This window comes from Streptosporangium nanhuense (assembly GCF_059358815.1).
Genome location: NZ_JCADBG010000005.1, coordinates 345,385 through 371,260, shown reverse-complemented (window position 1 = coordinate 371,260; position 25,876 = coordinate 345,385). Strand labels below are relative to the sequence as shown.

24 protein-coding genes are annotated in these 25,876 nt (G+C 72.0%); 10 read left to right on the top strand and 14 right to left on the bottom strand.

Features of this window, described 5'->3' with window-relative positions; translation table 11 throughout:
- Positions 1-31: 31 nt before the first annotated feature.
- Positions 32-1,042: an acetamidase/formamidase family protein gene (locus tag AC5L38_RS13355; RefSeq protein WP_495243083.1), complete on the top strand. Its 1,011-nt coding sequence runs from the start codon at positions 32-34 to the stop codon at positions 1,040-1,042.
- Positions 1,043-1,097: 55 nt separating this feature from the next.
- On the opposite strand, the gene AC5L38_RS13350 is transcribed toward AC5L38_RS13355, so the two are convergent.
- Positions 1,098-1,985 carry a Gfo/Idh/MocA family protein gene (locus AC5L38_RS13350; protein ID WP_495243082.1) on the bottom strand — a complete coding sequence of 296 codons (888 nt, stop codon included), beginning with the start codon at positions 1,983-1,985 and terminating at the stop codon, positions 1,098-1,100.
- A 261-nt stretch (positions 1,986-2,246) separates the two neighbouring features.
- Entirely contained in the window at positions 2,247-3,191 is a 945-nt protein-coding gene (locus AC5L38_RS13345; RefSeq protein ID WP_495243081.1) for an NAD-dependent epimerase/dehydratase family protein, read from the bottom strand.
- Between the two features lie 121 nt (positions 3,192-3,312).
- On the opposite strand from AC5L38_RS13345, the gene AC5L38_RS13340 reads away from it, so the two are divergent.
- Complete coding sequence (locus AC5L38_RS13340; RefSeq protein ID WP_495243080.1) at positions 3,313-4,014, top strand: TetR/AcrR family transcriptional regulator; 702 nt, start codon at positions 3,313-3,315, stop codon at positions 4,012-4,014.
- A gap of 168 nt (positions 4,015-4,182) precedes the next feature.
- Positions 4,183-6,342, top strand: a complete 2,160-nt coding sequence (locus AC5L38_RS13335; RefSeq protein WP_495243079.1) for a GmrSD restriction endonuclease domain-containing protein — start codon at positions 4,183-4,185, stop codon at positions 6,340-6,342.
- 122 nt (positions 6,343-6,464) lie between these two features.
- On the opposite strand, the gene AC5L38_RS13330 is transcribed toward AC5L38_RS13335, so the two are convergent.
- The 12 genes from AC5L38_RS13330 to AC5L38_RS13275 form a co-directional block, all read right to left on the bottom strand.
- Positions 6,465-7,016 (bottom strand): hypothetical protein, encoded by a 552-nt coding sequence (locus tag AC5L38_RS13330; RefSeq protein WP_495243078.1) that lies wholly within the window; start codon positions 7,014-7,016, stop codon positions 6,465-6,467.
- 150 nt (positions 7,017-7,166) lie between these two features.
- Positions 7,167-8,450, bottom strand: coding sequence for an FAD-binding protein (locus tag AC5L38_RS13325; protein WP_495243077.1), 1,284 nt, complete (start codon positions 8,448-8,450; stop codon positions 7,167-7,169).
- 231 nt (positions 8,451-8,681) lie between these two features.
- Positions 8,682-9,068 carry a TraR/DksA family transcriptional regulator gene (locus AC5L38_RS13320; RefSeq protein ID WP_495243076.1) on the bottom strand — a complete coding sequence of 129 codons (387 nt, stop codon included), beginning with the start codon at positions 9,066-9,068 and terminating at the stop codon, positions 8,682-8,684.
- 363 nt (positions 9,069-9,431) lie between these two features.
- Positions 9,432-10,061 carry an SSI family serine proteinase inhibitor gene (locus AC5L38_RS13315; protein WP_495243075.1) on the bottom strand — a complete coding sequence of 210 codons (630 nt, stop codon included), beginning with the start codon at positions 10,059-10,061 and terminating at the stop codon, positions 9,432-9,434.
- A 616-nt stretch (positions 10,062-10,677) separates the two neighbouring features.
- Positions 10,678-12,390, bottom strand: a complete 1,713-nt coding sequence (leuA, locus tag AC5L38_RS13310; protein ID WP_495243074.1) for a 2-isopropylmalate synthase — start codon at positions 12,388-12,390, stop codon at positions 10,678-10,680.
- Between the two features lie 394 nt (positions 12,391-12,784).
- On the bottom strand, positions 12,785-13,462 hold the full coding sequence (locus AC5L38_RS13305; protein ID WP_495243073.1) for a polysaccharide deacetylase family protein: 678 nt from the start codon (positions 13,460-13,462) through the stop codon (positions 12,785-12,787).
- A complete protein-coding gene (locus AC5L38_RS13300) occupies positions 13,459-13,743 on the bottom strand; it encodes a hypothetical protein (RefSeq protein ID WP_495243072.1) in 285 nt (94 codons plus the stop codon). Before AC5L38_RS13300 ends, AC5L38_RS13305 begins: the two co-directional genes overlap by 4 nt.
- Positions 13,740-14,594, bottom strand: coding sequence for a class II fructose-bisphosphate aldolase (locus tag AC5L38_RS13295; protein ID WP_495243071.1), 855 nt, complete (start codon positions 14,592-14,594; stop codon positions 13,740-13,742). The genes AC5L38_RS13300 and AC5L38_RS13295 overlap by 4 nt, the downstream gene beginning before the upstream one ends.
- Positions 14,585-15,793 carry a 1-phosphofructokinase family hexose kinase gene (locus AC5L38_RS13290; protein WP_495243070.1) on the bottom strand — a complete coding sequence of 403 codons (1,209 nt, stop codon included), beginning with the start codon at positions 15,791-15,793 and terminating at the stop codon, positions 14,585-14,587. The genes AC5L38_RS13295 and AC5L38_RS13290 overlap by 10 nt, the downstream gene beginning before the upstream one ends.
- Complete coding sequence (locus tag AC5L38_RS13285; protein WP_495243069.1) at positions 15,790-16,149, bottom strand: hypothetical protein; 360 nt, start codon at positions 16,147-16,149, stop codon at positions 15,790-15,792. The genes AC5L38_RS13290 and AC5L38_RS13285 overlap by 4 nt, the downstream gene beginning before the upstream one ends.
- A 47-nt stretch (positions 16,150-16,196) precedes the next feature.
- The gene (locus tag AC5L38_RS13280; RefSeq protein WP_495243068.1) at positions 16,197-17,102 is read right to left on the bottom strand and encodes an SIS domain-containing protein; all 906 of its coding nucleotides are present in this window, start codon (positions 17,100-17,102) and stop codon (positions 16,197-16,199) included.
- Complete coding sequence (locus AC5L38_RS13275; protein WP_495243067.1) at positions 17,099-18,136, bottom strand: carbohydrate kinase family protein; 1,038 nt, start codon at positions 18,134-18,136, stop codon at positions 17,099-17,101. Before AC5L38_RS13275 ends, AC5L38_RS13280 begins: the two co-directional genes overlap by 4 nt.
- Here AC5L38_RS13275 and AC5L38_RS13270 point away from each other — a divergent pair.
- The 7 genes from AC5L38_RS13270 to AC5L38_RS13240 all read left to right on the top strand — a co-directional run bounded on the left by AC5L38_RS13270 (position 18,126) and on the right by AC5L38_RS13240 (position 25,624).
- Complete coding sequence (locus AC5L38_RS13270) at positions 18,126-18,872, top strand: Rossmann-fold NAD(P)-binding domain-containing protein (protein WP_495243066.1); 747 nt, start codon at positions 18,126-18,128, stop codon at positions 18,870-18,872. The two genes, AC5L38_RS13275 and AC5L38_RS13270, sit on opposite strands and share 11 nt — an antisense overlap.
- A gap of 253 nt (positions 18,873-19,125) precedes the next feature.
- Positions 19,126-20,451 carry an ABC transporter substrate-binding protein gene (locus AC5L38_RS13265; protein WP_495243065.1) on the top strand — a complete coding sequence of 442 codons (1,326 nt, stop codon included), beginning with the start codon at positions 19,126-19,128 and terminating at the stop codon, positions 20,449-20,451.
- A 67-nt stretch (positions 20,452-20,518) separates the two neighbouring features.
- Positions 20,519-21,484 (top strand): carbohydrate ABC transporter permease, encoded by a 966-nt coding sequence (locus tag AC5L38_RS13260; RefSeq protein WP_495243064.1) that lies wholly within the window; start codon positions 20,519-20,521, stop codon positions 21,482-21,484.
- A gap of 30 nt (positions 21,485-21,514) precedes the next feature.
- Positions 21,515-22,453, top strand: a complete 939-nt coding sequence (locus tag AC5L38_RS13255; protein ID WP_495243063.1) for a carbohydrate ABC transporter permease — start codon at positions 21,515-21,517, stop codon at positions 22,451-22,453.
- Between the two features lie 5 nt (positions 22,454-22,458).
- Complete coding sequence (locus tag AC5L38_RS13250; protein ID WP_495243062.1) at positions 22,459-23,460, top strand: D-2-hydroxyacid dehydrogenase; 1,002 nt, start codon at positions 22,459-22,461, stop codon at positions 23,458-23,460.
- Positions 23,460-24,224 carry a DeoR/GlpR family DNA-binding transcription regulator gene (locus AC5L38_RS13245; protein ID WP_495243061.1) on the top strand — a complete coding sequence of 255 codons (765 nt, stop codon included), beginning with the start codon at positions 23,460-23,462 and terminating at the stop codon, positions 24,222-24,224. The genes AC5L38_RS13250 and AC5L38_RS13245 overlap by 1 nt, the downstream gene beginning before the upstream one ends.
- Before the next feature lie 38 nt (positions 24,225-24,262).
- Positions 24,263-25,624, top strand: coding sequence for a family 4 glycosyl hydrolase (locus AC5L38_RS13240; protein WP_495243060.1), 1,362 nt, complete (start codon positions 24,263-24,265; stop codon positions 25,622-25,624).
- The last annotated feature ends 252 nt before the right edge of the window (positions 25,625-25,876 follow it).

The following is a 25,876-nucleotide window of genomic DNA, read 5'->3' as shown; positions in this document are numbered from 1 at the left end:
CCTCCCTGCGGCTCCTCGCGGGGGGCGCGCGATGAACGTTTTCTCCTACCGCCCCGCGCCCGAGGACCTCAGCTACACCTTCGGCGGGCGGCCCGCGGTGGCCAGGGTCGCCCCGGGCTCGATCGTCGAGACCTACACCGAGGACTGCTTCGGCGGCCTGGTGACCTCGGTCGACGACCTGCCCTCGCGCGTCTGCGAGTTCCCCTACCTCAACCCCGTCACCGGCCCCTTCCACGTGGAGGGGGCCGAGCCGGGCGACACGCTCGCGCTGCACTTCGTCTCCATCGAACCCGCCAGGGACTGGGCCGTGTCGGCCACGTTCCCGCACTTCGGCGCGCTGACCGGCACCCACACCACCGCCATGCTCACCCCTGCCCTGGAGGAGCTGGTGTGGCGCTACGACATCGACACGGCCGCGGGCGTGGTCCGCTACCACGCGCGCAGGAGCGACTTCACGGTCGAGCTGCCGCTCGACCCGATGCACGGCACGGTCGGCGTCGCGCCCGCCGCGTCCGAGGCCCGCATGACGATCACCCCGGACGCCCACGGCGGCAACATGGACACCCCCGAGCTGCGCGCCGGGGTGACCGTCTATCTCGGCGTCAACGTCGAGGGCGGGCTCTTCGCCATCGGCGACGGGCACGCCAGGCAGGGGCACGGCGAGGTGTGCGGCACCGCCGTCGAGGCGGCGATGAACACCGTCGTCGCCGTGGAACTGATCAAGGGGGTGAGCACCCCGTGGCCCCGTCTGGAGGACGACGGCCACCTGATGTCCACCGGCTCGGCCCGCCCGCTGGAGGACGCGTACCGGATCAGCCAGCACGACCTGGTCACCTGGGCCGCCGAGCTCACCGGCCTGGACCCGCTGGACGCCTACCAGCTGGTCAGCCAGATCGGCGAGGCCCCGGTCGGCAACGTCTGCGACACCAACTACACGATGGTCGCCAAGCTTCCCAAGTCCGTCCTCGGCCGTCCGGACGTCTACGGCTCGGCCCACGACCGCCTGCGCGCCCTCGGCCGGAGATACCTGGCCGAACGCTGACTTCCCGGCGGGCCGGCCGTCCACGTCGTGCCGCGGGGGCGCACGAGGTGGGCGGTCAGGTCACGGCGGTGACGATGTCCTCGCAGAGCGCGTGGGTGGCGAGGGCGTCGGCGGCGTCGAGGACGGTGCCGGAGCGGACCGCGTCGAGGAACTCCAGGCAGACCTGTTCGATGCCCCGCTGCCGGGAGACCGGGGTCCAGTCGCCCCGCCTGGTGAGGGTCTCGGTGCCGGCGTGGTCGATCACGTCGGCCAGGTTGACCACGCGGCGCTTGGAGTCGCCTCCCATCACCTCCACGGTCTCCTCGGCCGAACCGCTCACCCTGCTCATGATCCCGAAGGCCGTGAAGCCGTCCCCGGACAGCTCCAGCGTCACGTGCTCCAGCAGCCCGTCCCTGACCCGGGCGCGGACGCCGGTGTGCTCGACCTCGCCGGGCACCAGGAACCTGAGGGTGTCCACGACGTGGACGAAGTCGTCGTAGACGACGGTCCGCGGGTCGGCGGGCAGGCCGGTGCGGTTCTTCTGCATCACCACCAGGTCGCGGGGGAGGTCGCGCAGCGCCGCGTAGGACGGCGCCCTGCGGCGGTTGAAGCCGACGAGCAGCGACCGTTCGCTCTCGCGCGCCAGCCCCACCAGGCGCTCGCACTCGGCGAGGGTGTAGGCGATCGGCTTGTCCAGGTAGACGTGGACGCCCTCCCGCAGCAGCGGCTCGACGACCTCCGCGTGCGCGGCCGTCGCGACGTGCACGAAGGCCCCCTCGACCCCCGCGCCGAGCAGCTCGTCCACCGAGGAGAAGCGGCGCTCGACCCGGTAGGCGTCGCCGAGGCGGTCGAGCGTGGCGCGGTCACGGGTGCACAGGTGCAGGTCGAGGCCGGGGGTCGCGCCGAGAACGGGAAGGTACGCCTTCTCCGCGATGTCCCCGAGGCCGATGACAGCGATCTTCATACCCGAAGCGTACGGCGTGCCCCCGAGCCCTTCCTTGGCGCACGGCCCCGGCCCGGCACACGGCCCCGCCCCTGGTCCGGCGCACGGTCCCGGCCCTGGTCCGGCGCACGGCCCCGGTCCGGCACACGGCCCCGGTCCCGGCGCACGGTCCCGGTGCGTACGGCGCGTGTTCCTGATCCCGCCCGGTGGGTGCGCCCGGAGTCCCGATCCCGCCTGGCGGGTGCGCCCGGAGGCCCCCGCCCGTGGCATGGGGCGTCTCCCCTACGCCGCCGCGGCCAGGCGGTTCCGCCACCACGCGAGCGTCGCGGCCAGCGCCTCGTCCATCGGGGTCGGCGCGACGCCGAGGGCGGCCCGGGACTCCTCGGAGTCGAGGACGAAGGGGCGGACGAACTGGTAGCGCAGCTCCTCCAGCTCCCTGAGCATCGGCGAGAAGGCCCCGGCGGCGCGCAGCAGCAGGTGGGGCATGGCCTTCACCCCCGGGTCGCGGACCCCGGCGAGCGCGCACAGGCGCTCGGCGACCTCGCGTACCGTCATCGGCTCGTTCGTCGGGACGTGCCACGCGCGGCCCCAGGCCCGGTCGCCCTCGCCCGCCGCGACCAGGGTCCGCGCGACGTCGGGCACGTAGGTCCAGCTGTGCGGCTGGGCGGGGTCACCGGCGAAGCGGACGGTCTTGCCGGCCAGGAGCGGGGGGACGAACCTCTCCCCGAGGTGCGACTGGTCGAGGCAGCCGGGGCCGAAGTAGTCGGATCCGCGCACCTCGGTCACCCTGACCCGGCCCGCCTCGTGCGCGGCCAGCGCGTCCCGCCACACCTTGACCCGGATCGCGCCCTTGGCGCTGGGCGGGTTCAGCGGGTCGTCCTCCCGCATCGGCCGGTCGGGCGCCGCGTAGACGTAGAGGTTGCCGAGGATGACGTACCCCGCGCCGGTGGTCTCGGCGGCTCCCAGCAGTGACGCGGCGAGCGGCGGCCAGTCGCGCGCCCACTCGTGGTAGCGCGGGTTGACGCAGTTGTAGAGGACGGCGGCGCCCACGGTCAGGGCGGTCAGCCTCTCGCGGTCGCTCACGTCGGCGGCGACCCTGCTGACGCCCGGCAGGTCCGGGCCCGAGCCCGAGCGGCTGACGAGGACGACCTCGTGTCCCTGCCCGGCCAGCAGCCGGGCGACCTGGGAGCCGACCTGGCCGGCTCCGGCGATGACGTGCTTGGCCATGGTTTCTCATTCCCTCATGTTGGTTACCTGTTCCGTTCTGAGAGCAATGCTCTCGCTAGAGAGCACTGTTCGTCAAGAGCAGTGCTCTCGTTTTTTGTCGGTGCTCTGATATGGTCGGGGCATGAGTTCGAGCCTCACCGCACGCGAGAGGGTCAGAGCCGAGCTGACCCGCGAGATCACCGACGTCGCCCGGCGGCAGCTGGCCGTCGACGGCGCGAGCGGCCTGTCCCTGCGCGCGGTCGCCCGCGAGATGGGCATGGCCTCCTCGGCGATCTACCGCTACTTCCCCTCCAGGGACGACCTGCTCACGGCCCTGATCATCGACGGCTACAACGCCGTCGGCGAGGCCGTGGAGAACGCCGACGCGGCCGTCCCGCCCGAGGACCACGGGGGCAGGTGGCTGGCGGTCTGCCACGCCGTACGGGACTGGGCGCTGGCCCACCCGCACGAGTACGCCCTGCTGTACGGGTCACCCGTCCCCGGCTACCGGGCCCCGCAGGACACCGTCCCCGCCGCACTCCGCGACACCGTCGTCTACGGCCGGATCGTCTCCGACGCCCACCGCGCCGGGGCGCTGAACCCGCCCGACACCGATCCCCCGCCCGTCCCGCCGTCCTTCCCCGAGGACGCCGCGCGCGTGCGCGAGCTGATGCCCGGCGTCCCCGACGACGCGGTCGTCCGCGGCCTGATCACCTGGACCGGCCTGTTCGGCTGGGTCGGCTTCGAGCTGTTCGGCCAGTTCGACAACGTGATCCTCGACCGCGCGGCGGCCTTCGACCACGCCATGCGCTGCCAGGCCCGCACCCTGGGACTGTCCGTCTAACACATCACCTAATACGTCACGACTTGGCCGCGATGAGTAACGTCCGCCTGCCTGAAGTGATAAACGAGGTGAAAGGCATCAAATGAGCCGTCCCCTCGATGGACGAAAGGCACCGCAGACTTCATGGTGGAAAGTCCTATTCACGGCGAAGGTGTAACGGTCCGCGCGTTGTTCGAGCGGAACTCCTTCGCGCTGGACTACTACCAGCGGGAGTACACCTGGACCCGCCACGAGGTCGGCACGCTGATCGACGACCTCGGCCAGCGCTTCCTCGGGCAGTGGAACCCCCTGCACGACCGCGAGGAGGTCGGCCGCTACGCCCCGTACTTCCTGGGCCCCTACGTCTACCACGAGAACAAGGGGCGCACCTTCCTCGTCGACGGCCAGCAGCGCGTCACCACGCTCCACCTCGTGCTGATCTACCTCCGGCAGCTGCTGCTCGACCAGGAGAGGTGGATCGACGCCGACGAGCTGGAGACGCTCACCTACACGGCGCGGCACGGCAAGCGGAGCTTCAAGGTCGGCAGCTCCGAGGAGCTGTCCCGCGCGCAGCTGCTCAACTCCCTGGTCACCGACTGGAACGGTCTCAAGGGGTTCACGCTGCCCGAGAACGCCCACGTCTCGGTGCGCAACCTGCACGACCGGAGCAGGGAGATCGACGGGGAGTTCCCCGAGGTGCTGCGCGGCGAGGCCCTGGTGCCCTTCGTCCACTGGCTGCTCGACCGTGTCTGCCTGGTCGGCATCCGGGCCCTCGACCAGGAGAACGGCCGCGAGATCTTCGTGTCGATGAACGACCGGGGACTCCGGCTGAGCCACGTGGACCTGCTGAAGGGTCACCTCTTCCGGCGGGTCGACGTGAAGGCGCGCGAGGACCTGGGCGGGGCCTGGGCCGACATGCTGGCCCGCCTCACCACCTCCGAGACCGACTCCCCCGAGGCCAACACGCCCAGCGCGTACGTCCGCTCGTTCCTCCTCGCGCAGTACGCCGACCTCGGCGAGGGGTCCTCGGACGCCGCCGGGATCGGGCGGGCCGTCCACGAGTGGATCCTGCGCAACGACGTCCAGCTCGGCCTGGGCCGGGTGGCCGAGGCGCAGGCGTTCGTGCAGCGGCTCACGAACGTGTCGAAGCGCTACTGCGAGCTGCTCCGCGCCTGCCGGGAGTTCACCCCGGCCCTGGCCGGCGTCTACTTCAACGGCCACAACGGCATCGACAGCCAGTTCACGCTGCTGCTCTCCGTCGTCTCGCCCGACGACTCCGACGAGGTCTTCACCCGCAAGTGCTCGATGGTCGCCTCGTTCCTCGACCTCGTCTACGTGCGCAGGTCCGTCAACAACCTCCCCGTGCAGCGCCGCGACCTCGACGAGATCATCCACCGGCTCATCCCCCTGCTGCGGATGTGCCGGACCACCGACGACGTCGCCACGGTCCTCGGCCGGGAGACCTCCCTGCTCGAACACGACTTCCGCGAGCTGGCCTCCTTCGGGCTGCGGGCCAACAACCGCCGCCTGGTCCGCTACCTGCTCTCCCGGATGACCGCCCACGTCCAGCGCGAGTGCGAGGGGGGAAACCACGAGTACGCGTTCCTGCGGGGAAAGCGCGAGTACGAGATCGAGCACATCTGGGCCAACCGCTTCGAGCGGCACAGGGCCGAGGTCGAGACCACGGCGGAGTTCTACATCCGGCGCAACCGCCTCGGCGCCCTGCTGCTCCTGCCCAAGTCCGTCAACGCGAGCTTCCGCGACGACCCCTACGAGCGGAAGATCGAGCACTACTACGCGGAGAACCGGCTCGCGGCCTCCCTGCACCCCAAGAGCCGCCTGCGCAACACCCCGTTCACCCACTACCTCAGGGACTCGGGCCTGGACAGGGCGTTTCTGCCCTGCCCCGCGTTCGGCGTGCGGGAGATCGAGCAGCGGCAGAACCTCTACCGGCTCCTGTGCGAGGAGATCTGGAACCCGGCCAGGCTCGGCTTCCGCCTTCCGGTGATCTCTTATCCGGAGCGCGTCCCCGAGCAGACCGGATCCCGCCGCCATTACGGCGTCGAGGTCGTCGACCTGATCACGCACGGCCTGCTGGCGCCGAACGCCAAGATCTTCCGTACGGTCAGGGGCGAGATGCACTTCGCCACCGTCGAGGAGGGCGGGACGATCAGGGTCGCGGCGACAGGGCAGGCCTACCACTCCCTGTCGGCCGCCGGAGCCGCGGTCGCCGGGACGAAGGCGTGCGCCGGGTGGGACGTCTGGCGTATCGACCGCGACGGCACCGCGCTGCCGCTGAAACGCCTCCGCGAGGAGGCCATCCAGCGCGGCCTGACGTCCAGGGCCTGACACCGCCCCTTCGGGGAAACAGCGCGGCACGCCCCTCTCACCGTTGAAAGAGGCGTGCCGCGACGTCGTCCGGACGGCCGGGGCGCCGGCGGCGGCGCCCCGCGAGACCGGCCGGACGCCCCCTAGTGGGAGAACTTCTTGCGCACGGCTCCCCGGAGGATCTGACCGGGCCGCTGCTGCTCCCCGTGCAGGGAGGTCATGACGACGATCGCCCCGGTGAGGGCAGGAATGACCCACTGCAAGAGACGCAGCTGCTGCTGCGCCTTGGCCACGTCGTCCGGGGTCTCCTTCTCCGGCTTCACGGCGCCCTCCACGGGCACGTCCCCCGCGTCCGCGAGCTTGGCGCCGAGCATCCCGGTGTAGGCGGTCGCGCCCAGCGCGGCGACGGTCAGCACGGCCTTGGCCGCGGTGCTCGCCCCCACCCCCTGCTGGTGCGCCACGCGTTGCTTGTTGGCCGCCAGCAGGCCGACCGAGCCGATGAGGAAGGCGCCGATGCCCACGGCGTTGACCGGCCTCCAGCGCCCCCATCCCACGTTCGCCACCCGCAGGCGCTCGCTCCTGTCACTGACCACGTTGGCGGCGCCGTTGAGGCCGATCGCGCCCATCAACGAGCCCCCGAACCAGGCGGCCAGCCCGACATCGTGCATCGCGCGCACGACCGTATTGCGTTCCATGCTTCTCCCCCTCGTCACCAGCGCTGGATTCACGATCTACTACGGTAGGTATCGCACCGTTACTCACTGTGATGGGAGTTGATTACCCGGTTCCGCTCGCGCGATCCGCTTGTGAGCTGATGTCCGCATCAAGGTTGCGGCTGCGAACGGTCAGGAAGGGGAATCACCCGGGAAGAGACGGGCGTCGAGGAACGGGTTGCGGAACTTGCCGGCGGGGTCGAACTCGGCGGCCAGCCGCCGGAAGTCCGGCAGCCGGTCGTACAGGGAGGCCAGGCGCTCGGGCCCCATGAGGAAGAGTTTTCCCCAGTGGGGGCGGGCCTCGAAGGGTTCCAGCAGGTCCTCGACCACGGCGATCACCGGGCTCACCGCGGGCCAGTCCTTCTTCCAGGTGAAGTGGACGGCGACGACGTCCTCGCGGTAGGAGGTGCTCAGCCACAGGTCGTCCGCCGCGACGGTGCGGATCTCCGAGATCTGCAGTACGGGTGCGATGACGTCCCTGGCCGCGTCCAGCGCGCGGAGCGCGGCGAGGGCGTGGCGGCGCGGGAGCAGATACTCCGACTGGAGCTCCTCCCCGCTGCTCGGGGTGAAGTCCAGGCGGAAGTGCGGCAGCCGGTCGTACCAGGGACCGGGCACGCCCATCTGCGCGGTGCAGTTGACGGCGGAGATCCCCGGCAGCGGGTGCCGGTCGGCCGTGGCCGCCGTGGCCTCCAGCCAGATCGGCTCCGGCTCCCACGGGCCTGACTCGCCGTCGCGGCGCTTCACCCACACCTGGTCGATCCCCGAGCCGGTCCAGCCGGTGAACAGGCCCACGCTGTACGCGGCCGAGAGGATCTCCTCGAAGTGCTCCTCCATGCGCGCCCACGGCAGGTTCTCGTAGACGTACTGCCGCACCTCGAAGGCCGGGACGACGTCGAGGACGACCCTGGTGACGACGCCCAGCGCGCCGAGGGCGACGACGGCCCCGGCGAAGCGGTCGCCGTCCTTCTCGCGGCCAAGGACGGTGATCTCACCGTCGGCGGTGACCAGTTCGAGGCCGGAGACGGCGGTGGCCAGGTTGCCGTTGGCGACGCCGGAACCGTGCGTGGCCGTGGCACAGGCGCCGGCGACCGAGATGTGCGGCAGGGAGCCGAGGTTGGGCAGCGCGTAGCCCTGGCCGTGCAGCCACCGGCTCAGCTCGCCGTAACGCACGCCGCCGCCCACCGTGACCGTGCCCCGCGCCGGGTCGAGCTCGAGGTCGGCGGGCAGGCCCTCCAGCGAGACGAGGTCACCGCCGGGACGGTCGGCGATCTCGTTGAAGGAGTGGCGGGTGCCGAGCGCCCGGATGGCGCCGCTGCCGGCGACCAGCTCCTGGAGCTCCTCGATATCGCCGGGGCGGTGGAACCGCGCGGCGCCGTAGGTGATGTTGCCCGCCCAGTTCAGCCGTTCTCTGGTCACGATGTGCCCTCTCTACGCCTCACGTCAGGCCGTACGCGGCGGATGCGCGCCGCACGCGGGTGATCGTGCGGGACACGGGCTCACGCGGGTGACCGTGAGGGGCACGGGTCGCCGCCGGGCGGTCGTGACCGTGCGGGGCACGGCTCATGGCCGGTGATCGTCCGGGGCGCGACGGCGGGCATCGCCGCACCCAGGGTAGTTCAGGAATTTCGGTACAGCCGCCGCGAGTCGCTACCGCCCGCGCCCGGCGCACTCGATGCAGGTCCGGGCGACCGGGCGTGCCTTCAGGCGCGCCAGGGCGATGGGCCGCCCGCAGTCGTCGCACACGCCGTAGGTGCCCCGATGGAGCCGCTCGGTCATCTCGTCGAGGGCGCCGAGGTGATCTCGCGCCCGGTCGAGCAGGGACTGCAGATGGGACCGCTCGAAGGCGATCGTCGCGCCCTCCGGGTCGTGCTCGTCGTCGTTGGCCACCTGCGCCGACGAGTCGACGAGGTCGTCCCAGTCGCGCGTCAGCGCCTCGATCTGGGCCACCGTGCTCGCGCGCTCCGCGGTCAGGAGATCTCGCATGGCCGCCCGCTGAGAAGAGGACAGCACGGTACCGGAAGGCTGCTTGCCCATCGCCGTCTCACCCCGTCCTACCGACGATCCGCTCCTGGCCGTAGGCGCCGCCGGTTTGTGACGCGAGGCCGCCGGCCTGGGACTTCCCACCAGTTTACGGCTCGCGGGGCTGGGCGGCCCCCGCCCGGGGCCGGGAAAAGCCCGTACGGCGGCGGGGAGGTCCCCGCCGCCGTACGGGCCCCCGCCCTGGAAACCGGCGGCCGTCCGCCGGCGATCGGGGCTTCGGCCGGTCCGCCCGCCGTCCACCGGCGGGCCCGTCCGGCTCCCTCCGTCCTCAGTGGTCTCTGTGACCTCACGGGCAACGATCGGCGGGCCGTCACATGTCCCGGACGTCGAGCCGGTCCGGGACATGTGTTCCGCGTCCTAGTAGTAGAAGATCACTCCGGTCGCGGCGCGCAGCTCGCACTGGTTGCTGAAGGTCCGCTGGTACCGGATGTAACGGCCGTTCCAGACACCGGTCGCGGACACGGTGACGGGGTCGTAGTGCCTCGGGCAGGCCGTCCACGGCAGCCTGATGTAGGCGGGGTCGCCCTGCGCCCGGCTCAGCAGCGCGCAGGCCTGCGGCCCATTGGGGTGCGCGCCGTAGACCGGCGTGCACCCGAGCCTGACGGTCCGCGTCCTGCCCCGGTACGAGAAGGTCAGCGTGAGGCGCTTGGCGTACGGACCGCCGGCCGTCGGGCCCCACGGCGGGACCACGATGGGCGGCATCGGCTGGGGAGGGGGCGGCAGCGGGATCGGCCGGGGCGGGATGGGCCTGGGCGGGGTCGGCTGCCCCCACGGCGGCCGGGGATCGGAGGGGTCAGGGGGGTCTATGTTCGGGCGAGGCGGCAGGGGGTGGGGCAGCGGCATCGGCCGGGGCGGCCACGGCGGCGGATCGACGACCGCCTGGGCCACGGACGGGTCGGGCGCGTAGCCCGGTGGCTGCGCGTCCGCGGCGGCGGTGCCGCCGAGGATGACGAGCCCGGCGGTGGCCAGGCCGAAAATGCATCGCATGAATTCCCCCGATAAATACGAATTTCGCATATAACCGAAAAAGTCGCTTTCGGCCGGTTCGGAGGGAGCGAGTTATACCCTGAGCTGCAAAGAGGCTATGTCGATGATGTTGGGATGTCTCGCAGCGACTCGCCATGGAATGCCGTGAATTCGTCGGCCGGTGAACCCATGGGCGGTCGTCGGGTGAGCGGCCCGCGAGCAGGCCGCCGGTGTCACCGATCAGTGCCGGGAAAGGTCGCGGCGTTCGGCACCGCTCATCCACCGGGGGTCACCCGTATGGCCTTCGCTCAGAGGTCGCGCGTCCCGTGCCGGGGGTTCGGGCGCAGACGACTCGACCGCGCCCTGGCGGTTCTTCGCGGTGGGCGCGGTCGGGTGGGCGACGTCGTTGCCTTGTGGGCGGCTGTCGAACCTCGCACGGCAGGTCGTGCCGTACCAGGCGGGGCTGTGCGGGCGGACGCGGGGCTACGCGGCCGCGCGGCCGTACGCGCCGGACGGTGCCGGGCGAGAGGCGCGCGGGCGGCCCGCGGGTGGCCTGCGGGCGGCGCGGCGGGGGCCGTACCGCCCGGGCGAGAGGCGCTCGGGCGGCGCGGGGACCGTACCGCCCGGACCCGGTCCGCTAGCGGGAGGCGCGGTTGACCGCGGAGATGACCGCCTTGAGCGAGGCGGTGGTGGTGTTGGAGTCGATGCCGACACCCCACAGGGTCCGGCCGGCGATCTCGCACTCGATGTAGGAGGCGGCCTTGGCGTCGGTCCCGGCGCTCATGGCGTGCTCGGCGTAGTCGAGGACGCGCACCTGGACGCCGACCCGGGCCAGGGCGTCGCAGAAGGCGGAGATGGGGCCGTTGCCGACTCCCTCGACCTCGCGGATCTCACCGTCGAGGCGCAGGTCGGCGCTGATGGCGTCCTTGCCGTCGCCCCTGGAGGTGGTCCGGTGGGCCAGCAGGCCCAGGCGGCCCCACGGGCTGGCCGGGTTGGGCAGGTACTCGTCGGTGAAGACCTCCCACATCCGCGCGGCGTTCACCTCGCCGCCGACGGCGTCGGTGTGGCTCTGGACGGCGCGGGAGAACTCGATCTGCAGGCGACGCGGCAGGTCCAGGTGATGGTCGGCCTTCATGATGTAGGCGACCCCGCCCTTGCCCGACTGGCTGTTGACCCGGATGACCGCCTCGTACGTACGGCCGATGTCCTTGGGGTCGATCGGCAGGTACGGGACCGCCCAGGTGAACTCCTCGACCGGGACTCCGGCGGCGGCCGCGTCGCGCTCCAGGTGCTCGAAGCCCTTCTTGATGGCGTCCTGGTGGGAGCCGGAGAAGGCGGTGTAGACGAGCTCGCCGCCCCACGGGTGGCGCGGGTGGACGGGCAGCTGGGTGCAGTACTCGGTGACCCGGCGGATCTCGTCGATGTCGGAGATGTCGACCTCGGGGTCGACGCCCTGCGAGAACAGGTTCATGCCCAGCGTGACCAGGCAGACGTTGCCGGTGCGCTCGCCGTTGCCGAACAGGCAGCCCTCGATCCGGTCGGCCCCGGCCATGTAGCCCAGTTCGGCGGCTGCGACGGCGGTGCCGCGGTCGTTGTGGGGGTGCAGGGACAGCACGATCGAGTCGCGGTAGGCCAGGTTGCGGTGCATCCACTCGATCTGGTCGGCGTAGACGTTGGGCGTGGCCATCTCGACGGTGGCGGGCAGGTTGATGATGACCTTGCGGTCGGGGGTGGGCTGCCAGACGTCGTTGACCGCGTCGCAGACCTCCACCGCGTACTCCAGCTCGGTGCCGGTGAAGGACTCCGGGGAGTACTGGAAATAGATCTCCGTGTCGTCCATCTCGGCGGCCAGCTTCTTGCAGAGCTTGGCCCCCTCGACCGCGATCGCGGTGATGCCCTCGCGGTCCTGGCCGAAGACGACCCGGCGCTGGAGGGTGGAGGTGGAGTTGTAGAGGTGGATGATTGCCTGCTTGGCCCCGCGCACCGACTCGAAGGTCCGCTCGATCAGCTCGGCCCTGGCCTGGGTCAGGACCTGGATCACCACGTCGTCGGGGATCAGGTCCTCTTCGATGATCTGCCGTACGAAGTCGAAGTCGGTCTGGGAGGCGGCGGGGAAGCCCACCTCGATCTCCTTGTAGCCCATCTTCACCAGCAGCTCGAACATCTTGAGCTTGCGGTGGGCGTCCATGGGGTCGATCAGCGCCTGGTTGCCGTCGCGCAGGTCGACGGCGCACCACCGGGGCGCCCTGTCGATGACCTTGCCGGGCCAGGTGCGGTCGGTCAACCGGATCGGCGCGAAGGACTCATAGCGCTTGAACGGCATGGGGCTGGGCTGCTGCTGCGGATACATGCAAGGCTCCTCGACTGGGAAAACAATCGTGGCCGACGCGCATGGCTCGCTCCGCGACGAGGGAGCCGGCCTCTACAGGCCCTCGTCGCGGCAGCTAAGAAGCAGGCCGCGCAGCATGCCTAGCACGTTAGCAGACGTCTCAGGATGCCCGGGCCTTGGTCTCACATGACGGGACTCGAAGATCCTCGGCGCCCCGGCCGGGGAGGGGATCTTCCACGCCACGCCCGTGGACGGAGCCTTCGGCGCCCCGGCCGTGGAGACGACCTTCGGGCGCCTCGCCCGTGGAAGAGGTCCTCGGCGCCTCGCCCGTGGAGGAGGTCTCCGGCGCCTCGCCCGTGGAGGAGGAACCGCCGCGGCCCGGGGCGGGAGGGCTCCGGGCCGCGGGGACGGGTGGTCAGGCGATGCGCTGGATCATCGTGTTGCTGATCTGGTAGCGGTACCCCGCGTCGAGGACCGCCCGGTCCTGCTCGGCGCCGATGCCGAACGGCGAGCCGTACAGCCACACGAAGCCCGGCGCCTCGCGTCCGGTGACCTTCTCGACGGCCCGGCGCGGCGCGAAGATCTCCCGTTCGATGTCGGCCGGGGTGACGACCTTGGAGATCTGCTCGTGGGACCCGGTGTGCGGGATCACCAGGTGCCGCTCCGCGATCTGGGCGACCTGGTCCCAGGTCATGGCCAGCCGCTCGGCGCCCAGCTCCTCCTCCACCAGGTCGATGTCGTGCGCGTCGGCGAAGGCGCGCTGCTCGGGGACCGGGCAGTCGACGAAGCGGGTGATGATCGGGAACCAGGCGGCGATGCCCAGCTCGTCGCAGATCGGCGCCGCGACGGTGGCGTTGTTGAGGTATCCCTCGTAGAAGACGGGGATGAACCCCGGCCGGTCGAGCCCCCACTCGCCCGTGGCGTAGAACCGGTCGAGATCCTCCAGCGTGACGCAGGCGAACGAGGCCGCGTAGGCGGCGAGCTCCTCGCGGAGCCGGTCGGCCGTCGACTCCGGGGTGTTGTGGTAGTTGACGACGCGCAGGTAGCGGCCCTCGTCCATCGCCGTGCGGTAGCCCGCGAACCCGCCGCTCATGCCCGGCCCTCCTCGTCGAAGTGGACGCGTGCCACCACGGTGAGCACCGAGGCGAGCGCCGCGAGATCGCCGTCGTCCGCGCCGGGGCGCAGCCGCTCGGCGTAGTGGCCGGTGATCCGGCCGAGCTCCGGGCCGTCCGAGCGGTCGGGCGCTCCGGGGAACCGGCCGGTCAGGTCCTCCAGGGCGAGGAACATCGGGATTCCCTCGCGCTCCAGGGCCCGCTGCTCGCAGTCGGCCAGGATCCCCTCGGGATCGGGGTGCGGGACGTATCGGCCGCTCATGTGTCATCTCCTTGGTGTGCCGGGTGCAGGACGCGCAGCAGGTGGGCGACCTGGGCCGCGACCGCGTCGCGGCCCGCGCCGAGATAGCCGCGCGGGTCGACCTTCCCCGGCCGGTCCGCCAGGCTGCCGCGGACGGCCGCGGTGAACGCCTTGTTGAGGTGGGTGGCGATGTTGATCTTCGTCATGCCGTGCCGCACCGCCCGCGCGAGACCGTCGTCGGGCACCCCCGACGAGCCGTGCAGCACGAGCGGGACGGGCACGGCGTCGCGGAGGGCGGCGATGAGGTCGAAGTCGAGCACGGCGTCGCGGGTGAGCATCGCGTGCGAGGAGCCGACGGCCACCGCGAGCGCGTCGACCCCGGTGGCCTCGACGTAGGCGGACGCCTGGCCCGGCTCGGTACGGGCGCCCGGCGCGTGCACGCCGTCCTTGCCGCCGATCTCGCCGAGTTCCGCCTCGACGAGGACCCCGCGCCGCCGCGCCCGCCCCGCCACCTGCGCGGTGGCGGCCACGTTCTCGGCGTACGGGAGCGCCGAGGCGTCGAACATGACCGAGCCGAAGCCCAGCTCGACGGCCTCGTCGACCAGGCCGGGACGGGTGGCGTGGTCGAGGTGGACCGCGACGGGCACGGTGGCGGCCCGCGCGATGGCCAGGCAGGCCGCCCCGATCGGGGCCAGCGCCCCGTGGTAGGCGACGGTGTTCTCGCTGAGCTGCAGGATCACCGGCAGCCCGGCCTCCTGTGCGCCGGAGACGATGCCCTCCGCGTGCTCGATCTGGATGACGTTGAAGGCGCCCGTCCCGTTCCCGGACCTCCGGGCCTCGGCGACGATCTCTCCCGTCGGGGTCAGCGGCACGATGTGCCCTCGCTTTCTTCGTGGGCGTCCTCGGCCCGGGCGTCCTCGGCTCGTACACGGTCGAGGCGGACACGGCCGACGTGGCCGAGATAGGGCTCGGGGTCGATCCGCCCCGCGACGGGGTGACCGACCGCGGCGGCCGACAGGGCGGCGGCCTGGACGAGGGCGTACGGCCAGTCCCAGCCGCTCACCAGGCCGAGCGCCAGCGCGGCCACGGCAGCGTCGCCCGCGCCGGTGGGGTTGCCTCCCACCACCTCGGGGGGCACGGCCCTCCACCGCCCGCCGGGAGTGTCGGCGTACAGCCCGCGCGGGCCGTCGGAGACCACCACCGCGCGGGCCCCCTCCCCGCGCATCCGGGCGGCTCCCCCGGCGAGATCACCGGGATCCGCGCCGGGAAGGCGCGCGGCCGCGGAGGCGTGCCCCGCCGCGGGCCCTGTCTCGGGGCCCGTCGCGGGCCGCGACGACGCGCAACCCCCGGCGGAGGCGGACAGCGCGTCGGCCAGCTCCGCGGCGTTCGGCTTCACGACCTCGGGACCGGCCGGGAGCGCCAGCCGGAGCGCCGTCCCGCCCGCGTCGAGGACGGCGGGCACGTCGTACCCGCCGGCCAGCCGGACGAGGGTCGCGTAGGCGTCCGGCGGAAGCCCCGGAGGCAGGCTGCCGGAGAGGACCACGGCCGAGGCCTCGGGCAGCAGGCCCTCCAGACGGTCGCGCAGGCTCTCCCACTCCCCCGGCGTGACGGCCGGTCCCGGCTCGTTGAGCATGGTGACCGTCCCGGCCCCGCCGTCGACGACGGCGACCGTGCGGCGGGTCTCTCCTGCGCAGGTCACGAACGCGTGGCCGATCCCCGCCCTGTCGAGATCGGCCAGGAGCTCCCCGCCGGTCGCCCCTCCGGCGAAGCCGAGCGCCACGACCTCCGTCTCCCTCGCGGCCTTCCCCAGGCTTCCGAACCCGGGGCTTCCGGACCCGGGGCTTCCGGACCCGGGGCTTCCGGACCCGGGGCTTCCGGACCCGGGGCTTCCGGACCCGGCGGGGACGGCGTCCCCGGCCGCGCCGAGGAGCCGGAGGAGCCGGGCGACGTTCACGCCCTTGCCCCCGGCGTGGGCGGAGGCCCTCGCGACGCGGTTGGTGGCGTCGACGACCAGCGCGTCGACGTCGTAGGTGACGTCGAGCGCGGGGTTGAGGGTGACGGTGACGATCACGGCAGGGCGCCCCGGCCGGTGGCGACGGCACCGGGGTCCGGCCAGCTCACCAGCACCAGGTCGGGATCCAGGCCGAGCCCCTCCGCGAGGAGCGCGCCCGCCCTCGCGACCGCCTCGCGCATCGCCGCCGCCTCGCGGAGCCGCCCGCGGACCACGATCACCGCCCCCGCGTCGACGACGGCCTCCCGGGCCGCCTCGGCGTCGGCGGGAACGGGGTCAGGGCCGGGACCGGAGGCGATCCGCTGGACGATCACCGCTCCCGCCGGGAGGCCGAGCGCCCGGCCGAAGGCCCCGGCCAGGCCTTCCGCGAGCGGCGCGGGAACCGGATGTGCGGTGACGAGCTGGAGGAAGGGCATGGCGGCTCACTCGGCGATGGGGAGCGGGCGGGCGGGCACGGGGAGGGCTACTCGACGACGACCGAGCGGGACAGGTGTTCCGGGGTGTCGCACTCCAGGCCGCGGGCGCGGGCGTAGGCGATCGCGAGGCGGTGAACCCGTACCAGCTCGGCCTGGGGGTCGGCGCCGGCCACGCGGAGGGTGGCGCCGGTGGCGGCGACCGCGTCGACGACGTCGGCGGGCGGCGGGGTGAGCGACCACACGAGGGTGCGCGGCCCGGCGCAGGCGATGGGGCCGTGCCGGTATTCGAGCGTGGCGTACGACTCCGTCCACAGCCGGGCCGCCTCGCGGCACTTGAGCGCGGCCTCCTCGGCGAGCCCGCGGGTCCAGCCGGTGCCGAGGAAGACCAGGTGGTCGTAGTCGGCGGGGTCGGCGACCAGCGGCTCGGCGAGAGCCGCCGCGGCCCCGGCGGGCAGGCCAGGGACGTCGTCGCCGACGGAGGCGCGCAGGAGGGTGAGGGCGGAGGTGGCGAACCTGGTCTGCACCACGGACCGCTCGTCGGCGAAGTCGAGCAGGACCTGCCGGTGGGTGACCTCGGTGATCGGGGAGCCGGGGGTGCCGGTCACCGCGATCGTGGTCATGCGCTCGGACAGCTCGCGCGCCAGCCGTACGAGATCGCTGGTCGTGCCGGAGCGGGAGAGCAGGACAGCCACGTCGTAGGGGTCGGTGTCGTCCAGCTCGGTGGCGATCGCGGCGCGGGTGCGGCCCTGCCCGAGGCGCTGCCGCAGGCGGGCGTAGGAGTCGAGGATGTAGTAGGAGGTGCCGCAGCCTACGGCGAGCACGTTGGCGCCCGGCTCCGGCAGGTCACCGCGCAGGCTCGGGGCGACGTCGAGGACCCGTTGCCAGATCTCCGGCTGGCTCTCGACCTCGGCCTGCGTCTGGCGGGCGAGGAGAGGCTCGGTCGTGGTCGTCACTGCTGGTTCTCCTGTGGGTGGGTGACGGTCGAGTCGGTGAACGGGTGGGAGCCCGGCCCGGCGGTCGCGGCCAGGTCGACGACGGTCAGGGTCGCGGCGAGCGCGTCCGCCTGGACCGCGTCGGGCTGGGCGGCGGTGCCGCCCGCCCCCTGGGTGGACAGGGCGCCGCACGCGGAGGCCGTACGGAGGGCCGCGGGCAGGTCCTTGCCCGCGAGCAGCGCGGTGAGCAGGCCCGCGTCGAAGGAGTCTCCGGCGCCGGTGGTCTCCAGCGGGGTGATCTCGGGCGCGGTGACGCTCAGGCGAGTGCCGTCGGGACGGTGCAGCAGGGCTCCGTCGGCCCCGCGCTTGACCACCGCGCCGGTGCCGAGCGAGGCGAGCACCGCCGCGGCCTCGCCCGCCGACCCCAGGCCGGGGTGGCCGGAGGCGGCGGCGATGTGGAGGGCCTCGGCCTCGTTGGGCAGCAGGTAGTCGACGAGCGGGAGCAGGGCGGGCAGGCCCTGGTCGAAGGAGCGGCCGGGGTCCCAGTTGGGGTCGATCGACGTGGTGAGACCGCGCTCCCTGGCCGCGCGCAGCAGGCCGGGCAGCCCGGGCCACAGGTCCCGCTGGAGGAAGTAGGAGCTGACGTGAAGGTGCCTGGCGGCGGCGAGGGCCTCGGCGGGCACGTCGGAGGCGGCGAGGCGGCCGATCTCCCCGGGGAAGGTGAGGATCGACCGGTCTCCCCGGGCGCCCAGGACGACGCTCATGCCGGTGCGACGGCCGGGCCTGCGCAGGCAGTACCTTGTGTCCACCCCCCGCTCGCGCAGCCGGTCGAGGACGAACTCGCCGAGCCAGTCGTCGCCGACCACCCCGACCATGGCGACGCGGGCGCCGAGGCGGGCCGCTCCGCAGGCGGTGATGGCCCCGGAGCTGCCGAGGACGATCGTGGCGTCCTCCACGATCTCCTCAACCTGCCCGAACGTCGGTCGAACGTCACCGCACTCCACGATGACGTCGGCGTTGAGCTCTCCGACCACGAGGAGATCCATGTCAGTCATGCCGCCTCACGTGCTGGTCATCGGGGGGACGGGAATCCTGTCCCCGGCGGTGCGGGTGCTGGTGGACAGGGGGGCGCGCGTCTCGGTGGTGTCGCGCTCGGGGCACGGCGTGCCCGCCGGGGCACATGCCGTGGTCGCGGACGTGACGCGGGTCGCGGCCCTCGCCGCCGCGCTCGACCTGGCGATCGGTGAGCGCGGGCCGCTGGGCCTCGCGCTGGCCTACCAGCCCTTCGCCCCCGCCGGGGCGTGGGCGGCGCTCGCCGCGCGGGTCCGCGGGCCGCTGGTGGCCCTGCTGACCAGCGGCCACGCCGCGCCCCTGGACGCGCCCGCGCCGCCCCTGCCAGCCGGGGCCGTGAAGGGCGCCGAGGGCACTGCGGGCACTGAGGGCACTGAGGTCCGGCACCTGCTGCTCGGCTGGCACCCGGGGGGCGCGGGCCTGCCCTCGCGCTGGCACACCCCGCAGGAGGTCTCCGCGGCCGCGCTCCAGGTCGCCGGCGTGGTCTTCCCGGCCGCCGAACTCGGGGCCGCCGACACGGTGTTCCCGGCCGCCGGCCTCGGGGCCGCCGGCGCGGCGGGCGAGGACGCGGGCGGTTCCGCCGGCGAGATGGGCACGCCGGCGGGCCTCGCGGTGCCCGGTGAGGCCGGTGAGGCCGGTGAGGCCGGTCTGCCGGGGAAGCTCGGGAAGCCCGCGGTGCTGGGCGTCGTGCGGCCCTGGGACGGGCGCCCAGGGGGGTGACGCGTCGTGGTGGGTGCCCACGTGTCCTCCCCATGATCGCGAGCAATCAATTTACGTCAAAAACTCTCAGAGCTTTCGCTGCGAAACCGTACGCACCCTTCACGCGGCCTGTCAACATGCCGAAAGATCGGCGGGAGAAACCCTGGTGCGGCGGCAAAACTCCACGTCACAGAATAGCTGAGAGCTATTGACGCTTTCTGGATGAAGTTGATAGGAACAGCGATACCCCGACCGGACCCCCCGAGGAGAGCCCATGCAACTCAACCGTCGCCAGCTCCTGCGCGCGGCAGGCACCACGGTGGTCGGCGCGGCCGCCACCAGCGCACTCGCGGCGTGCGGCGCCTCTTCCTCCCCCGCCTCCCCAGCGGGCGGGGCGGGAGCCCCGTCGACCGGCACCCTCACCTTCTCGGTCTGGGGCTCGGACGCCGAGATGGGCGCCTTCAACTCCATCGCCCGGGCCTTCGAGCAGCAGAACGCCGGCACGAAGATCAAGGTCGAGCAGCTGCCGTACGAGCAGATGCGTCCCACCCTCGACGCGAGGCTGCAGTCGGGCCAGGGGCCCGACCTGTTCCGCGTCACCTACAACGACATCGGCATCTACAGCTCCCAGGGGGTGCTGCAGGACCTGAGCGCCACGGTCGGGAGTGACGGCGCGCAGTTCATCGACGCGCTGTGGGCCGGCGTCCAGTACGAGGGCAAGCCCTACGGGGTGCCGCACCACACCGACACCTCCGCGGTCCTCTACAACAAGGCCCACTTCGCCAAGGCCGGCATCAAGGAGGTGCCCTCCACGCTCGACACCGCGTGGACCTGGGAGGAGTTCATCGAGGTCGCCGAAAGGCTCAAGGCCGCGAACCTGGGCGGCGCCCCCTTCGGCGTCAACTGGCAGCAGTACGGCGCCTTCCGCTGGTTCAACTGGCTCTGGCAGTCGGGCGGCAGGGTGCTGTCGGCCGACGGCAAGAGCGTCGTCCTCGACTCCCCGCAGGCACGCGAGACGCTCGCCTTCACCAAGTCGTTCTACGACAGGGCGCTGATGCCGAAGAACATGATCGTCAAGACCTCCAACACCCCCGACCTGGTGTTCCCCTCGGGGAAGATCTCGATGGCGTTCGTCGGCGACTTCCTGCTGCCCGACATCGGCACCAGGGCCAAGGGCATCGAGTACGGCGCGACCTTCCTGCCGCGCGGAGCCGGCGGGGCGGCGTCCGACCTGGGCGGCAACGCCGTCGTGGTGACCACGCAGAGCAAGAGTCCCGACGCCGCGGCCGCGTTCGCCGAGTTCCTGGTCACCCCGGAGAACATGAAGCTGTTCTGCGAGAAGACCACCGTGCTGCCCTCGCGCAAGGACCTGGCCTCGGCCACGCTCGACTACGCCGTCTCCGCGGAGCTGATGCCGATCTTCCAGCAGCAGGCGACGACCATGCCGTCCGACCTGGTGAAGCTGGTGACCCTCTCCGGCTTCGCCGCCGTCAACGACTCGCTGGTCCAGCAGCTGGAGGCGCACTTCACCGGCGGCCAGTCGGCCGACGACACGCTGAGCGCGCTTTCCCAGTCGATCCAGAAGGCGATCTCCGCCTGATCCGGCGTTCGACCCGGTTCGACACCCGACCCGATCCGGCGTGACCGGCGAAGGAGGCCCAAGGCAGATGACATCGGTGAGCAGCCCGGCGAGGCCGGGCTCGGCCGCCGGGCCCGGCGCGGGGAAGACCCCCCGCCCCGGCGACGGCCACGGATTCCTTCGGACCAGGAAGGTCCGCGAGGCGATCACAGGACTGGCCTTCGCGGGCCCCGCCCTGGTGGTCTTCGCGGTGTTCATGTTCTGGCCGCTGGTCAGGATCTTCTGGATCAGCCTCCAGAAGACCAGCGGCTTCGGCATCGCGAAGTTCATCGGCCTGGAGAACTACCGCGAGATCCTGGCGGACTCGATCTTCTGGGAGGCGCTGGCCAACACGGCCCTCTACACGGCGCTGTCGGTCCCGCTCTGCCTGGTGGCGGGGCTGGGCGCGGCGCTGCTGCTCAACCGGAACATGCCGGCGCGGGGGCTGGTCCGGGCGATCTACTACATGCCCGCGGTCATCTCGGGCGTGAGCAGCGCCCTCATCGCCGCCTGGATGTTCAACGAGGACCTGGGGATCGTCAACGAGCTGCTGGGCGCGGTGGGCCTGGGCCCGGTGCCCTGGCAGTCGGAGGGCCTGCCCGCGATGATCTCGCTGGTGCTGGTCAGCCTCTGGATCGGGCTGGGCTTCAACATGGTCGTCTACCTCGCGGCGCTGCAGGGCATCCCCCGGGAGGTCTACGAGGCGGCGCGCTGCGACGGCGCCTCCTGGTGGCAGACGCTGCGGTCGATCACGATCCCCTCGCTGGCGCCCACGACCTTCTTCCTGGTGGTGATCGGGATCATCAACTCCTTCCAGGTCTTCGACATCGTCTACGTGATGACCGGCGGCGGCCCGGGAAACTCCACCACGATGCTCGTCACCTACGCCTACTCCACCGGCTTCGAGCAGCGCCAGCAGGGTTACGCCTCGGCGATCGGCGTGCTGCTCTACCTGATCGTGCTGGTGATGACCGTCGTCCAGTGGCGGGTCAACCGCCGTAGGGACATCGCATGACATCGCGTGACATCGCGTGAGGAGACCGTCATGGCGGCACTGAACGCCCACGACAGCCGCACGGAGGACCGAGACCCGATGGTCACCACCGCACAACGGCGCCGGCCCCCCGGATCCGGGCCGGGAAAGGAGCGCGACCCGATGGTCACGGCGAGAGAGCGCCGGACCGCGCGCCTGCGGCTCGCCTTCGCGGTGACCGGCGCGATCGCGATGCTCTTCCCGGTCTACTGGATGGTCGTCACCGCGCTGTCCACCCCCGACGAGCTGCGGGGCTCGGAGCTGCACCTGTGGCCGACCTCCCTGAACTGGGCCAACTTCACCGGCCCGTGGGGCAAGTTCCCCTACCCCACCTGGATCCTCAACTCGCTGACGATCGCGGTGGGCGCGGTGGTGCTCACCGTGGTGATCAACCTGACGGCCGGGTACGCCTTCGCGAAGCTCCGCTTCCCCGGCCGCGACGTGCTCTTCCTGCTCGTCATCAGCACGCTGATGGTGCCGGTGCAGGTGGTGATGGTGCCGCAGTTCCAGCTGGTGGTCGACTTCGGGCTGATCGGCTCCGACTGGGGGGTGATCCTGCCGCGGCTGGCCGAGGCGTTCGGGCTGTTCATGGCCCGCCAGTTCATGATGGCCATCCCGGACGAGCTGATCGAGGCGGCCCAGGTCGACGGGGCGGGGCAGATGCGGATCTTCCGCCAGATCGTGCTGCCGCTCTGCCGGCCGCTGATCGCGGTGCTGGTGATCTTCACCTTCATGTGGCGCTGGAACGAGTTCGCCTGGCCGCTGATCGTCCTCAAGGACCCGGAGAGCTACACCCTCCAGGTCGGCCTGCTTTTCCTGAAGAACCAGTACGGCCAGGACTACGGCGCGCTGATGGCCATGTCGCTGGTGTCGATGATCCCCATGCTCGTGGTCTTCGCGCTCTTCCAGCGCCACTTCGTCGAGGGCATGGCCCGCTCGGGCATCAGGTGACGGGAATGAAAATGATCAATGTCTGCGTGACGCTCGACTTTGACGACGCCTGGCTCGCCGAGGTGGCCGCCGTCTCCCCCGGCGTCACCGTCCACAAGCACCTGGCGGCCTCGGCAGGGGAGATCCCGGCCGAGCTGCTGGCCCGCACCGACGTCCTCTACACCAACACCGCCTTCCCCACCGGCGCGCAGGCGCCGCGATTGTCGTGGGTGCAGCTCGACACCTCGGGCTGCGACCACGTGAAGGGCACCGACCTGTGGGGCTCCGGCGTCCCGATCACCACAATCGGGGGCGTCTCCCCCAAGCCCCTCGCCGAGTACGTCCTGATGATGATCCTGGCGCACGCCCACCACCTGCCGGAGATCATCGGCCTGCAGGGCCGCTCGCACTGGCCCGACCTCGACTACCGCTGGAACCGCCTGATGCCCCGGCCGATCCCCGGCTCCACGGTGGGCGTGGTCGGCTACGGCCGGATCGGCAAGGAGATCGGCAGGCTGGCCCACGCCTTCGGGATGAGGGTGATCGGCATGCGGCGCGGCCTGCCCCGTGAGGGCGAGCGGTTCAGCGACTCCGCCGGGGAGGCCCCCGCCGAGGTGACCGGCCCCGAGGGGCTGCACTCGCTGCTGGCCCGCTCCGACTACGTCGTGCTGACCGTCCCGCACACCGACGAGACCCACCATCTGCTCGACGCCGAGGCGTTCGGCCGGCTCAAGCCGGGGGCCGTGCTGATCAACGCGGCCCGCGGCGGGGTCGTCGACGAGGAGGCGATGCTGGCCGCGCTGCGCTCCGGCAGGATCGGTTACGCCGCCCTCGACGTCTTCGCCGAGGAACCGCTTCCGGAGAGTAGCCCGTTCTGGCGTGAAAGTGATGTTCTGATCACCCCGCACGTGGCAGGATTCGCGCCCGGCTACCACGATCAGGTCCGCACGCTTTTCACCGAGAACCTGCGCCGTCTGATCGCCGGGGAGCCTCTCCTGAACCTGGTGGACAGAAAGGCCGGTTACTGATGCTGAGCGAGAAGCGCAGAAGCAAGCTCCTGCACTACGTGCGCGACAACGGGTCGGTCAGCGTCGACGACCTGGCGGAGCTGCTGAGCGTCAGCGTCTCGACGGTCCGGCGCGACCTCGACGAGATGGACGAGCGCGGCCTGCTGCGCCGCGTGCACGGCGGCGCGATCGCCGTCGGCGCCGAGTCTGCCGAGATCTCGATCATGGAGCGTGCCGTCCGCCACCTGGAGGAGAAGCACCGCATCGCCCAGGAGGCGGTCGGGCTCATCGAACCGGGCAGCACCATCCTGCTCACCGGCGGCTCCACCACCGCCCAGATGGTCCCCTACCTGGCCTCGGTGCCCGACATCACCGTGGTGACCAACTCGATCGCCATCGCCCACGGGATCGGCACCACCACCGAGGACGTCCAGGTCCTCGTGCTGGGCGGGCTGCTGCGCAACGTCGAGCTCTCCCTGCTCGGCCACCTGACCACCCAGGCCCTCGCCGACATCCACATCGACCGGGCCTTCTTCAGCGCCTACGGGCTCGACCCCGAGTACGGCATGCTCGGCGCCCACCTCGCCGAGGCCGAGACCGACCGCAACATGATCGCGGCAGCCCGGCACCTCGTGGTCCTCGCCGACCACAGCAAGTTCGACCAGCGCAGCGCGGTGCGGATCGCGCCGGTGTCGCGCATCGGCACCGTGGTCACCGACGCCCACGCGCCCGCGGAGGCGGTCGCGGCGCTGCGAGCCCGCGACATCGTCGTCATCCAAGCCTGAACAGGCCTGGACAGGCCCAGATCGGAGTTCTCCACCCCATGACCCACCCCCGCGTTCTGGTGCTGATCGGAGCGGGCAGCGCGGTGTTCACCCGCGGCCTGCTCGCCGACCTCATCTCGGCCGACGACCTCGGCGCCTGGGAGATCCGCCTCGTCGACGTCGACGAGGAGGCGCTCTCCGTCGCGGCCAGGCTCGCCGAGCTGATGATCGAGGCGCGCGGCGCCCACGACAAGATCACCGTGCGTTCCTCGACCGACCGGCGGGACCTGCTGCCGGGCGCCGACTACGTGGTGACCTGCGTCGGCGTGGGCGGCCGTCCGGCCTGGCAGGCCGACCACGAGGTCTGCATGGATCACGGCGTCTTCCAGCCGGTCGGCGACTCGGTCATGCCCGGCGGCATCTCCCGCCTGCTGCGCACGGTGCCGGTGATGGTGGAGATCGCCCGCGACATCCGGGCGCTGGCGCCGCGGGCGCACTTCTTCAACTACAGCAACCCGATGACGGCCAACGTCATGGCCATGACGAAGTACGCCGGCGTCGAGGTCGTGGGCCTGTGCCACGGCATGCACCACGTGCAGCGGGAGCTCGCGGCGTTCGCCGGGCTGCCGTTCGAGGAGACCTCGACGCTGTACGCCGGGATCAACCACCTCACGTTCATCTACGACTTCCGGCACGCCGGTGCCGACGCCTGGCCCGGCGTGCGCGAGCGCGTCGACCGGGAGCTGGCGGTGCCCGCCGAGCCGGGAGACATCGGCTCGATCTGGGAGAACGGGAAGGCGTGGCACAACCCGTTCTCCTGGGAGATCTTCCGGCGCTACGGCGCCTATCCGGCCGCCAACGACCGGCACGTGCTGGAGTTCTTCCCCGAGCGCTGGGCCGGTGGTGACTACTACGGCAAGAAGCTCGGCGTGGACGCCTTCTCGGTCTCGGAGATCCTGGAGTGGGGCGAGCAGCGCTACCTGTCGATGCGCGCCCAGGCCATGGGCGAGGCGCCGCTCGATGAGACGATCTTCGAGCGGTCCACCGGCGAGCAGGAGCAGCTCATCGCGATCATCCGCTCCATCGTCCTCGACCGGCGCGAGATGTTCTCGGTGAACGTCCCCAACCGGGGCGCGCTGCCCGGCCTGCCCGACGACGCCGCCCTGGAGATCCCCGGGGTGGCCACCGCCCGCGGCCTGCGCCCGGTGTCGGTCCCCGACCTGTCGGCCCCGCTCACCGCGATCCTCGCCCGGCGGCTGTCCTCGGTCTACCTCGGCGTCGAGGCGGCGATGACCGGCGACCGCGACCTCGCGGTGGAGGCCGTGATCGCCGACGGCGCGGTGACCGACCCCCGCGCGGCGGCCGAGCTGACCGACGCGCTCCTCACCGCCCAGAAACGCTTCCTGCCCGCCTTCGCCTGACGCCCGTCGTCCGTCGTCCGGTCCGCGGCGACCTCCCGCCCTCCCGTCCCCGAGTCTCGCCGAGTCCCGCCGAGTCCCGCCGGGTCTCACCGGGAATCCCGGCGCGGATCGCGCCTCGGACCCCGGCCGGGAGCCTCGCCGGGGACCTCACCGGCCGCCCCCGCGAAGCCCCCCGGGAGCCCCACCGGCGACCCCGCCGGGAACCGGGGCTCCGGTGATCGTGCCGGAGCCCCGGCCCACCATGCCCCAATT